At 42.0% G+C, this 12,719-nt stretch carries 10 protein-coding genes; 2 read left to right on the top strand and 8 right to left on the bottom strand.

Features of this window, described 5'->3' with window-relative positions:
* Positions 1-4: 4 nt before the first annotated feature.
* From folK to cysM, 8 genes are all read right to left on the bottom strand, one after another.
* Entirely contained in the window at positions 5-493 is a 489-nt protein-coding gene (gene folK, locus I593_RS03255) for a 2-amino-4-hydroxy-6-hydroxymethyldihydropteridine diphosphokinase (RefSeq protein ID WP_016166140.1), read from the bottom strand.
* Positions 490-1,938 (bottom strand): polynucleotide adenylyltransferase PcnB, encoded by a 1,449-nt coding sequence (gene pcnB, locus I593_RS03260; RefSeq protein ID WP_016166141.1) that lies wholly within the window; start codon positions 1,936-1,938, stop codon positions 490-492. Before pcnB ends, folK begins: the two co-directional genes overlap by 4 nt.
* A 133-nt stretch (positions 1,939-2,071) precedes the next feature.
* Positions 2,072-2,470, bottom strand: coding sequence for a ComEA family DNA-binding protein (locus I593_RS03265; protein ID WP_051195095.1), 399 nt, complete (start codon positions 2,468-2,470; stop codon positions 2,072-2,074).
* A 30-nt stretch (positions 2,471-2,500) separates the two neighbouring features.
* On the bottom strand, positions 2,501-3,256 hold the full coding sequence (gene mazG / locus I593_RS03270; protein ID WP_016166143.1) for a nucleoside triphosphate pyrophosphohydrolase: 756 nt from the start codon (positions 3,254-3,256) through the stop codon (positions 2,501-2,503).
* A 75-nt stretch (positions 3,257-3,331) separates the two neighbouring features.
* Complete coding sequence (locus I593_RS03275) at positions 3,332-5,638, bottom strand: RelA/SpoT family protein (protein ID WP_016166144.1); 2,307 nt, start codon at positions 5,636-5,638, stop codon at positions 3,332-3,334.
* Between the two features lie 29 nt (positions 5,639-5,667).
* Positions 5,668-7,059, bottom strand: coding sequence for a 23S rRNA (uracil(1939)-C(5))-methyltransferase RlmD (gene rlmD, locus I593_RS03280; protein WP_016166145.1), 1,392 nt, complete (start codon positions 7,057-7,059; stop codon positions 5,668-5,670).
* Positions 7,060-7,065: 6 nt separating this feature from the next.
* Positions 7,066-7,884, bottom strand: a complete 819-nt coding sequence (locus I593_RS03285) for a 3'-5' exonuclease (RefSeq protein ID WP_016166146.1) — start codon at positions 7,882-7,884, stop codon at positions 7,066-7,068.
* A gap of 26 nt (positions 7,885-7,910) precedes the next feature.
* Entirely contained in the window at positions 7,911-8,840 is a 930-nt protein-coding gene (gene cysM, locus I593_RS03290) for a cysteine synthase CysM (RefSeq protein ID WP_016166147.1), read from the bottom strand.
* Between the two features lie 153 nt (positions 8,841-8,993).
* Between cysM and I593_RS03295 the strand changes: the two genes are divergently transcribed.
* Positions 8,994-11,804 carry a GacS-like sensor histidine kinase gene (locus I593_RS03295; protein ID WP_016166148.1) on the top strand — a complete coding sequence of 937 codons (2,811 nt, stop codon included), beginning with the start codon at positions 8,994-8,996 and terminating at the stop codon, positions 11,802-11,804.
* Between the two features lie 90 nt (positions 11,805-11,894).
* Positions 11,895-12,683, top strand: a complete 789-nt coding sequence (locus I593_RS03300) for a crotonase/enoyl-CoA hydratase family protein (RefSeq protein WP_016166149.1) — start codon at positions 11,895-11,897, stop codon at positions 12,681-12,683.
* The last annotated feature ends 36 nt before the right edge of the window (positions 12,684-12,719 follow it).

The raw sequence follows: 12,719 nt of genomic DNA on the forward strand, positions 1-12,719 counted from the left end.
GTTATTAAATGTTGGCCCAATGCTGATCAGCCACTTCAGTTAATGTTGTGTGCTGAAATAAATCGAGGTGATCTAATCGGTGTCCCTGAATCTGTAAATTTGGATTTAAATCCATTAATGGAATAACCACAAAATCACGTTCTAAAATTCCAACATGTGGGACGGTCAAACGCTCATGTTGAATCTGCTCATCGCCATACAGCAATAAGTCTAGATCTAAAGTCCGCTCCCCCCAACGACGCAGACGGACTCGCCCTGCATCTTGCTCAAATTGCTGCAATTGATCTAGCAAAGCCAAAGCAGCCAAGTCCGTTTCCAAACGTGCTACCGCATTAAAGTAATGCGGTTGATCTTGAGGACCCATGGGCGGGCTTTGATACAATTTAGATGTACTCACAGCACCCAATGTTGCTAACTTCTGAACAGCTTCAGTCAAAATTTGGCGTGAATCACCCAAATTACTGCCTAAACCGATATAGCTCACAATCTTCATTGGGTTGGCCCAAATACAACTTGGCTTAAATCACGTTTCACCCGTTTTCTCTTTAAAATAGGATGATCGTGACTCAATTCAGACGTATCTTGAGTTGAGGTTCTAGAAGTGGTTTCTGTAGTTTTGGCTTTTCGGCTTCGACGACTGCGTGGCTCTTGCTCTTGTACCAAAGGTTCAATCTCAATAGCAACCTTAGTTTCAGCAGGTTCTTCTTGTGCTGCCTTACGACGCGTTTTGGCACGTTGACGATTATACTGACCAATCGCACGTTCTTTTTCGTCGCTAGACATCAGTTGATAAGCATCCCACCAACTACCCATAGATTGAGTCGTGTTGTCGCCTGATTTCTCACGCAACAATAAAAAGTCAAAACCTGCACGGAAACGTGCATGGTTAGACAGTGCTTCAATTTGCTGTGGTTTTGGGTTTAACAAACGTGTTTGCATTTCCCACACTTCACGAATGAAAGTTTCAGCAAAACGCGGAATCACGGTACGTGTCGCTTGACGCTTGAGCACATCTAGTCCCGCTTGAGCACGTGCTTCTGTAGGAACTACACCTTTTTGCAAATAAAAATCGCAACGCTCTAAAAAAGGTTTCCATAACAACACCGCATAAAAAAATGCAGGGTTAATGGTTTTGCCAATTTGAATGCGCTGATCAGTATTTTTGGCCGCACGCTCAATAAATGGCGTAATTTCAGGACGAATCTCTGCAAATAGCTGACGCCAAATGCCAAAATCAATCAACATTGGCAATACTTGGTACAAGTGCCCCATGGTAAATAATTTTTGTGATTCATCATAAAGACGATGTGGTGAGACATCACGCAAAAGTTGTGTACGCTCAGGCGTAAAAATCTCTAAAATCTTTGGATCGATACTGAATTTTAATTTTGCCGAGAAACGTAATGCTCGCAACATTCGTACAGGGTCTTCCTCAAAACGCAATTGAGGATCACCCAATAAACGCAAAGTACGACTTTGGATATCTTCTACAGCATGACAAAAATCGAGCACCACATCTTTACGTGGTTGATAATAAAGTGCGTTGATTGAAAAATCACGACGAGAAAAATCTTGCTCTATCGATCCCCAATTATTATCACGCAGAATCATACCCGCAGCGGAAGTCACTGCTTTTTTTGGTGGTGCCCGAAACGTCGCTACTTCGATCAGTTCACGTCCAGAATAGACATGAGCCAATTCAAAACGACGGCCAATAATACGGCAACGACGGCCGAACACTTCTTTAATTTGTGAGGGTGTGGCATTGGTCACGGCATCATAATCCTTCGGATTAAGACCCAACATTAAGTCGCGAACACCGCCCCCTACGATATAAGCTTCGTAGCCCGCTTTGGTTAGGGCATCAATTACATCAAGAATTGAAGCAGGAAGTTGAGCGGTGGATAAACCACATTTTGACGCGCGCAAAGTTTGCAAAAGACGCTGTCTCCTACGCCTGAACGTAAAATATCTAAGATGGTGCTAATCATATCTCTAACACAATCAAAGGGCAATTTGATTATCTCAACGCATTACCGAATATTGCATAGCAATTCTGCAAAACCAAACGCTAGAGAGTTAATCGATCTTTGTTTTTCTGTAAGAGCTTCGGTCCAATGCCTTTAATCTGCTGTAATTCATCCACAGTTTTGAACTTTCCGTGTTGTTGTCGATATTGTAAAATCGCTTCAGCTTTTTTCTCACCGATACCAGAAAGTTGCTGTAATTGTTCTGATGTTGCACTGTTCAAGCGTATTTTATTGCCTGATACCGTATTTAAACTGGGTTTTGAAAGATAATAGTTTCCATCCGTGCGTGATGAACCAAGCCGAGCATCCTGTGCTTGCTGTTTTGCTTTCCAGTTCAAGTATTCTTGATCAAAGTTTTGTGCATTTACATGATCGAATCCAAAAATCGTCAATGTCAACAACATCACCATTCGCAATAATCGAATAGCGTTAAAATTCATCTGCATAAGTTGCCTGTATTTATTATAAAGTCATATGTTTTTCGCCTGCTCCCATAATCGGTCCATTTCAATCAAGGATAATTGCTCTACGCTTTTGTTTTGCAATTGTGCTTGATTTTCAATGTAAGCAAAGCGTGTTCTAAATTTATCAATCGTTCCCAACAGGGCGATTTCATTATTGACGCCTAGTTTACGTCCAACATTAATTAAAGAAAATAAACAGTCACCCAATTCAGCTTGTATTTCGTTTGAATTTTGTTGCTTGATTGCTTGTTGTAATTCAGCAAGTTCTTCTTCTAATTTGGCATAAGCATCTGCCACATTGGCAAAATCGAAACCAATATGCGCCGCATTTTTTTGGATCTGCTCTGCTTGTTGTAAAGTTGGACCATGCTTAATTTGATCTAAACGAGATTGTGGCTTACCTTGTTTTTCTTGTTGTTTAATTTGCTTCCACAGAGTTGACACTTCTTCTGCGGTCAACTGATTAAACTGTTCAGCCTGAAAAACATGTGGATGACGGCGAATCAGTTTTTCAGTAATCCCTTGCACCACATCCTGAAAATTAAAAGCACCTTGCTCGCTGTACATTTGGGATTGAAAAACTACTTGCAGCAACAAATCGCCCAGTTCTTCTTTAATATGTTGAATATCGCCAGAACGAATTGCTGCCTCAACTTCATAAGCTTCTTCAATCGCATAGGGCGTTAAACTATTAGGCGTTTGCTTTTGATCCCAAGGACATTTTTCACGTAATTCTTGCATGACCGCCAATAGTTGTTCCATTGCTTACTCTCTATTCAATCTTTCTGATGAACCACATATATAAAAAGCCTGCTCTAGGCAGGCTTTTGAATGCGCTTAACTCCCTTGAATTAAGCGACGCGCACTAATGATACCTGGTTGCTGCTCCAATCGTGCCAACAAACGTGACAATTGTGCCAAACCTTTCACTTCAATCAACAATTTCATATTGGCAATACCATCGGCTTCAGAAATGGTGTTTACCTGACGAATATTGATTTGGTCCGAGAAGATCACTTGGGTTAAATCTTTCAACAAACCACGGCGGTCATAAGCTTCCACGACAATCTGTACACTTTGACCGCGGGTTGGCTGCATTTCCCAATCGGCTTCTACAGCACGCTCAGGTTCTTGACCAATCATACGCACATAGTCAGGGCATGCCACTTTATGGATGCTGACGCCACGATTCAGAGTGATATAGCCGCCAATAGACTCACCATGGACAGGTTGACAGCATTGTGCAACATGCAATTCCACATTATCCAAACCATCAATCAGAATACCGTGTGCCGATAAAGTATGGCTAGCACGCGGATTCAACGCAGGTTTGAGTACCAGTTCAGGTTCATCCTGATCTAGATGCATATGACGATTGACCTGATTCATCAAGGCATGCAGGCTAATATCACCACTCACCAAGTTAATCAGGATGTCATCCCCTGTTTTCACATTAAAGTGATTACAGTAGTCACTTAAATCGATACTTTTAGGATGAATCGCCAAACGTGATAACTCTTTGTTCAGAATGTCACGACCAATTTCCAGATTCTTACTGCGATCTTGCTGACGGAACCAATGACGTAATTTATCGCGAGCACGTGCCGTTCGGATATACCCCAAAGAATTCACCAACCAGTCACGGTTCGGTTCACGATCTTTCTTGGTTAAAATCTCAACTTGTTCACCTGTTTTTAAGGTGTAAGTGAGCGGTACGTAACGTTGGTTAACACGTGCGGCATAACACTTATTGCCGACTTCCGTGTGTACATGATAAGCAAAGTCCAGCACTGTCGAACCACGTGGCAATTCCTTAATATCACCATCACGACTGAACACATAAATTTTTTCAAAATCTTCAAACTCTTGAATCTGTTCAAAGTTCTCAGAATCTTCATCTTCTTTATGCGCGCTGGCATCATTGCGTTCTTGGTAGTGTTCCAATACTGAACGCAATGAATGTAAACGATGATTGAAAGAGCGATCCGTAGTTTTCGCACCTTCCTTATAGTTAAAGTGCGAACACACACCCAACTCAGCTTCTTCGTGCATATCACGGGTACGGATTTGTACTTCCAGTGATTTGTTTTCAGCAATCACTGCCGTGTGTAAAGAACGATATCCATTGGCTTTTGGATTGGTAATATAGTCATCAAATTGATGCGGAATATGTCGCCAAATTTGATGCACAATGCCCAACGAGTGATAACATTCAGGCACAGATTTTACCAACACCCGTACAGCGCGAATATCATACAACTGATCAAAGCTTAGGTTCTTACTTTTCATCTTCCGATAAATCGAATAGATGTGTTTCACCCGCCCATTAATTTCAGCTTCAATACCATGATCAGCTAACTCATTTTTGAGTTTATCAATCACAAACTGAATATAGTGTTCTCGTTCTAAACGCTTTTCATTCAGTAAGGAAGCAATTTCTTTATAACGTTCTGGTGCTAAATAACGAAAGGCTAAATCTTCCAGTTCCCACTTTAACTGTGCAATACCCAAACGGTGTGCCAGTGGAGAATAAATGGTCAGAATTTCTCGTGCAACACGTTCCTGACGCTCACGTGAGGATTTTGCCAGTTCACGTAAAGCATAAGTACGTTCTGCCAGTTTAATCAATACAACACGCACATCTTCAGTGACGGAAATTAGCATCTTGTAGATGCCCGTCAAATGTTCACGCTGATCATTATTAAAATGGTCTTCTAAGCGTTTATTCTGTTCAATCAGCTCAGAAAGCTTACCCATGGACAAGGTACCTTTCACCAAGCTATATACCTGCTCACCAAAATGCTGACGGACAAAATCAATGCTCATGAGTCCTTCACGAACACTGCGGTACAACATTGCAGCGGATAAGGTATCTTCATCGACGTGTAAATGAGCCAAAATATCGGCCATTTCGATCCCTGTGTAAAAGGTGTTCGATCGATGATTAACAGTGGATTCCAACTCTTTTTGCAGAGTCTCTTTTGCAACTTCTTCGAGTTGTTTGAGCGCTGCCCCGTCTAAAATGCTGCGTACTCGATCTAACCATTCAGCTAAATCGAGTTGAGCTTGTTCGGCATGCTCTACAGTCGCTTCCTCAGACAACTCATTGAGTCGCCCAGGCAATTGCTCACGTACTGTGACCATACCCTTCTCCTACGAAATGATCATTCATATTATAAATCGTTTATCTCTTTTTCTTGCTCAAATAAGGCTATTGATTCGACATGTTCAGTATGCGTAAACATATCCATCACACCCGCCTTTTTTAATCGATAGCCATGCTGTGCCAAAACACCCGCATCCCTTGCCAGTGTTGCTGGATTACATGATACATAAACGATTTTTTTTGCATTAAATTTAGGAACATAATGCATTACCTCTTCCGCACCAGAGCGCGGAGGGTCTATCAATAATGCATCAAATCCCTGTTTTGCCCAAGAATGATGCGAAAAATCTTTTGTTAAATCTTGTGAAAAGAACTCAACATTAGTCATGGCATTGCGACGTGCATTGTCCTGACCTCGTTGTACCATTTCATCACTTCCTTCAACCGCAATCACCTGTCCTGTTGGTCCAACACAACGCGCGAGGGGTAAAGAAAAGTTGCCAAGTCCACAAAAGAGATCTAAAACACGATCACCTTGTTGCAGTTGAAGCAATTCACATGCCAGCTTGACCATTTGTGGATTTACAGTTGAATTCACCTGAGTAAAATCTAGTGGACTAAAGCTAAAATTCACTTCAAAGTCAGGTAAAGCATAATGTAAACGCATTTCAGCCTGTGCTTGATCCACACGCTGTACACTGTCTGGGCCTGCGGGCTGCAAATACAACTGCCATTGTTTCTGTAACGTAAACTGTTTTAATTGGTTGACATCATGGTCCGATAATTTTTCTGTATGACGGATCAGTAAGGCAATATCCTGATCCCCCATCGCCAATTCTATATGCCCAATGGCTGCTTTGGCTGTTAGACTTTGGAGTAACTGTTTTAAGCGCGTGATTGAACCAAAAGCCTGATCAAGCACTAAACAACGATCGATTGACGTTAATTTATTACTTTGCTTTTCACGAAACCCGACAATCAGTTGATCACGTTGCGGGAAATAGCGTACACCGATACGGGCTTTACGGCGGTAATCTTCTCGTAAAGAGCGAATAGGTGCTAACCATTGTTCTGGTTGCAAGCCTGCAAAGTGCTGTAAATGTGATTTCAACACATCTTCTTTAAAGCGAATCTGCTCATCTTTTTCAATATGCTGCAAGCTACATCCCCCACAGACATGAAAATGTGGGCAGGCAGGCTTCACTCTTAACGTTGATGGCGTACCCAACACCTCCACACAATCGGCTTCTTCTAAGCGTTTATTACTATGGGTAATTCTGGCACGTACCGTTTCGCCAGGTAATGCCTGAGCAATAAAGACTTTCTTGCCATGCTTTTCTACAGGGTGTATGGCATCCGTACCATAATGGGCAATCCCTCGTCCCTCATGCGAAAGCGTCTCAACCTGAAAAGTATAAATTGGTTGCTGACTTGGACGGGTATGCTTGCGATGCTTCATGAAAACCTAGTTTAAATGGTGAAAATCGGATGCTGTAAATTCTGTCTGCTGTGACGTTTCTCGCCAAATTTTCAGAAAATCAGTATGTTGTGGATGAGCCTGTAATAACTGAATACTCGCCTGTATCCAAGCTTGATGCTCTTGTAGCTGTAATTGACCTTTCAATAACAACCAACGTAAATAAATCAGCCATGTATTTAATACATCGCCCTCACAATAGCCAGTTAAATCCTGCCATTGTTGTAACCGAACATATTCGGGCACATGATAACCACCATCACCACGCTTTCCAGGAAAGCCAAATAAATGTGCGACATCATCCAGTTTCTGGAAATGGCGCAAATTAAACATCGCCATAACATCCATTAAATCGACATGACGATGATGGTAACGGTTCTGGTAGTTATTATACTTCTTCTGATGATCAATCTCACCCTGATCGAACAAACTTGATGCCGACAAACCATGATACATGGCACGGAACAAAATCACAGGAAGATCAAACTGCGAACCATTCCAACTGACCAAGGTTGGATGCTTCTTATCAAAAATAGAGAGAAACTTCTTTAAAATTTCGGCTTCAGAATACTGTTCTCGACTAAATGAAAACAGTTTCATTGCACCTAATTCATCGATCCATAAACCCGAAATACAGACAATTTCATGTAAAGGTAAACGCTGAAAATCAATGCCTGTTTCTTGACGACGCAGCTTGGTCAGCGCTTGTTCCAAGTCCGCTTCGGGTAAATTCAGACCATAAAGATGTGCGCCTGACTTCAAGTCCGTCATGGTTTCAATATCAAAAACAAGAACAGGTAAGCGCATGTCAACTCTCAATGGTCAATTTAAAATTATTCAGGATCTTGTACCGAGAACAAACCTGTCGATAAATAACGGTCGCCACGATCACAAATAATGCAGACAATCACTGCATCTGGATTTTCTTCTGCAATACGTAATGATGCCCACACCGCACCACCTGATGATGTACCCGCACTGATGCCTTCTTTTTGCGCCAGTTTACGCATGGTTTTTTCCGCTTCAATTTGCGGAATATCCATAATACGATCAACGCGGCTACGGTCAAAAATAGTCGGTAAATATTCTTGTGGCCAACGACGAATTCCCGCAATGCTCGAACCATCTTCAGGCTGTAAACCCACGATTTGAATCTCAGGATTTTGTTCTTTCAGGAATTTCGACACGCCCATAATGGTGCCTGTCGTACCCATTGAGCTAACAAAATGGGTAATTTTCCCACTGGTTTGCTGCCAGATTTCTGGACCCGTGGTCAGGTAATGTGCTTCCACATTGTCTGGATTACCAAACTGATTCAGCACCAAGCCCTTACCTTCAGCTTGCATTTGTAACGCCAAGTCGCGCGCACCTTCCATCCCTTGCTGCTGAGTCACTTCAATCAACTCTGCACCATAGGCACGCATAGCATCTTTACGTTCTTGACTCATGTTATTAGGCATAATCAATTTCATATGATAGCCACGCATCGCTGCAACCATAGCAAGCGCAATACCCGTATTGCCACTGGTCGCTTCAATCAAGGTATCCCCCGGTCGAATTTGCCCACGCTTTTCTGCCTGCATAATCATGTTATAGGCTGGACGGTCTTTGACTGAACCCGCAGGGTTGTTGCCTTCTAATTTTGCTAAAACCGTGGCTTGCGTGTGACTTGCCAGACGCTGTAAACGCACCAATGGTGTTTTTCCTACATAGTGGTCTAACAAAAATTCATCAGCTTGGAAATCGGGGATTATGTTACTCATTATGTGCACCTTGATCGAGGTGCGGGTATTGTATGAAAAAATAGGGGGGCCTGCACTCATTTCGCAGGGTTTTTCATGAAAGTGATTAAAGCTCAGTCAGTTTCAATTAAAGCATGTTAATATGCTGGGCATAGGGAATTTACTACATTTGCCATGCCGAATATCAACAAAAAGTTATTTAAACGCTTACACTTAAATCATGCCTATGGGCAGCTAATTGCCATGATTTTTGTCCCAATTATGATTTTGGCTTGTGTAGGCACGGCATTGGTTTTATCTGAAACATCGAATGCAGCAAAAGCGCAACAGCGCCAAATGGCGATTGCGATTTTAACCCGTTACCAAAGCACCGCAGAATCAGCACTCGATTTGCTCAATCGCTACCCTTGGCACTATGACCAAGCGCAAAATGCGATGCAATATATGTTCAATGAAAAACTGCTGAATCAAGCCACTATTATTGACCATACTGGTGCTGCGCGACTCAATATTGGTGGTGATGCACATTCAACTTGGCCCAAATATCCAAAAGATAAAAACTTTTTTGGACCAATTAAACTAAATGGCAATCATGTCTATGGCATGCAAATTAATGAATCTTCCAATCAAAAAGGTTGGCTCTTGATTGAACTGGACAATCAACCCTTACAAATTGCACGCTATCGTGTCTTGATTGTGTTGGTCGCAACAGGGCTTTTAACCCTATTACTGCTGCTGTTATGTTTAAACTTCTATTCACGTCGTTGGATTGCACCTATGTATGAAATTCGGATGCAGTTACAACGTTTGAATGCCGACACACTCGATCAACACATGATCATTAATAGCACAGGCGAACTTCGTCTCCTCCAACGTGATATTGCCAATGTGGTAAAACGACTTCATTTCAGCTTTCTCGAATTAAAAGAACATACTGAACAGACTGAAGATGACTTAAGACGTACCCTCGACACCTTAGAAGTACAAAACATTACTTACCGCCAAGCGCGTGACCAAGCGATTTCAGCGAACCAAGCCAAGTCAGTTTTCTTAGCCAATATCAGTCATGAATTAAGAACGCCTTTAAACAGTATTGATGGTTTTATTCATTTGCTGTTGCGTCAGGGCAATTTAAGTAACGAGCAAAATTTATACCTACAGACGATTCGCAAATCTTCTGCTCATTTGTTGGCATTAATTAATGATGTTTTAGATTTTTCTAAAATTGATGCAGGTAAACTAGAACTGGAAACAGCGCCATTTGATCTTGAAGAAGCTATTTTTGATGTCATGGACATGTTATCGCCATTGGCAGCGCAAAAGCATATTGATATGGCGTTCTACTATGGCGATGACGTACCTAAACAAGTGATTGGTGATACCTTACGCTTTAAACAAATTCTGACCAATCTGATTTCGAATGCCATTAAGTTTACCCCTGATGGCGAAATCATTGTTCGAGTACGCATGAAACATGATGATATCGGGCAATGCTTACTACACTTTAGTGTCCAAGACAGTGGTATTGGCTTAAGTGGTACAGACCGCAAACGTTTATTTGAATCGTTCTCACAAGGTGATGCTTCAGTCACACGTCAATTTGGCGGAACAGGATTAGGACTTGCCATTTCCAAACAGTTGGTGCATTTGATGCAAGGTCAAATTGGTTTTGAAGACAACCAAGAACGAGCACCAACCGAAAAAGGTTCAACCTTCTGGTTTACCGCCATGTTTGCTGTCGATGAAGAATATGAAATTGTTCATCCACAATTCGAACATATGAAAGTGGTGTCTTATTTGGCGCATCCTGCCGCTGCACATGTGCTGCGCCACTATCTCGAAAACTATCAAGTCGAGCATATTGAAACCGCATCGATTCTGGATTTATTTAGTCGCTTGAATCAACTTCAGTCGCAACAAGAAAATACTTGGCTGATTGTGGATCATAGTGGCGACACTCAAGCCATGCTTAAAGAAATCCGTAGTCGCTATACGGGTAGCCTTGCCGTTTATGGTTACCAAATGGCACTCGATCCGAATATGCTGAATGAATATCGTGCACGCCCACTGTATCAACCTCTAAGTCGAAATGCGCTGATTCAATTACTGAGCAATCAGTCCATGTTCCAATCTGAACAACATGAAAACTTTGATGGTCAAGGCTTGCATATTTTAGCTGTCGATGACCATTTACCCAACTTAATTGTCCTAGAAGCCTTACTGGCCGAACTAAACGTCACCACCACCAAAGCGCAAAGCGGTCAGGAAGCCATTGATATTATTCAATCGCGTCTGGAACAAAAACTAAAACCCTTTGATTTGGTCTTTATGGACATTCAAATGCCTGTTATGTCTGGCATTGATACCACACGAGCCATTCGTGCACTGGAGTCTACTTTAGAAGAAGAAACACATCTGCCCATCATTGCACTGACTGCACATGCTTTGGCAGACGAAAAACAAAAACTATTAAAAGTCGGTATGGATGACTATGTAACCAAGCCGATTCAAATGGAACAAATCATTCAAATTTTGACGCATTGGACCAGTAAAAGCTTCGACAAAGCAGCTATCGTGGAAAAAAATATCGTCATTGAAGCACTCGATCCGCAAATTCTAAACTGGCAACAAAGCTTACAACTGGCAGCCAATAAAGAAGATCTAGCAATCGATCTTTTAAAAATGTTAGTCGACAGTTTCCAGACCGAACTCGATGAAATGCAGCAACTGATTGAGTTAGAAGATTTCCCTCAGCTTGAGCATGTTTTACATCGCTTGTACGGCGCTACACGCTACGTGGGCACGCCTAATTTACAAGAATCATCAGGGGCCTTTGAACAATTTATATCGACACTACGTAAAGAAAAGCGACGTGCCGATGAACAGTTCATTCAAGAAACACTTCAACGCTTTGATGATCTAAAACTCATCATGCAACAAGTGAAACAAGCAGCACAGTCGATTTTAAATAAACACGTGCAATAATGTTCGGAAAAAAAGATGTGACTGAGCTGTCATGCAACTGCGTTAGGTGCATGTTATGCTCCGAAACAAAGCAAAATTAGAGTATCCAACATGGCTTTATTACGTGTAGAAAAACAAAACGGAATCGCGACAGTCAGTTTAAACCGCCCAGAGAAGCGCAATGCCATGAGCTTTGCCTTACTGAATGAACTGGTCAAAGTTGCCAATCAACTCAAAAAAGACCGCAGCATTCGTTGTGTTATTTTAACAGGTGAAGCTCATGTATTTAGCGCAGGAATTGATCTTGCCGATTTAAATAATCCCAAGAACCGTGCTTATGCCGCATGGGAATTGGTCAAACCTGGACAAAGCCTCTTTCAGAAAGCCTTTCTCATTTGGCAAGAACTGCCTGTGCCTGTCATTGCAGCATTAGAAGGTTTTTGCTTTGGGGCGGGTATGCAATTGGCTTTGGCTGCGGATATTCGTATTGCTCATCCTGACACGCAAATGTCAATTATGGAAAGCCGTTGGGGGTTGGTGCCTGACATGGGCTTAAGCCGTTCACTCAAAGGGGTAATTGGCTTAGATTTAGCCAAAGAGTTGACCCTCACTGCTCGTATTTTCGATGCTAACTATGCCAAAACTATTGGTTTAGTCACGCATTTGTCTGAAACTCCGTTACAACAAGCGCAAGCCCTTGCAGAAGAAATGCTGCAACGCTCCCCAGATGCCTTGGCTGCAGCCAAGCAAGTATTGGATGCAATGGAGCATCAACCACGTAAATCTTTACGTTTAGAAAAAATTTGGCAACTGAAACTTTTATTAGGTAAAAACAGTCAACTGGCGCGTAAAAAAGATAAACAACCTGAAGTTCAATTTGTTCCACGTCAGTTTCAATAAAGTTTAGGCAACATACATAAGCTATAGAGAGATTCC

The sequence above is a fragment of the Acinetobacter tandoii DSM 14970 = CIP 107469 genome, from assembly GCF_000400735.1.
Classification (GTDB): Bacteria; Pseudomonadota; Gammaproteobacteria; order Pseudomonadales; family Moraxellaceae; genus Acinetobacter; species Acinetobacter tandoii.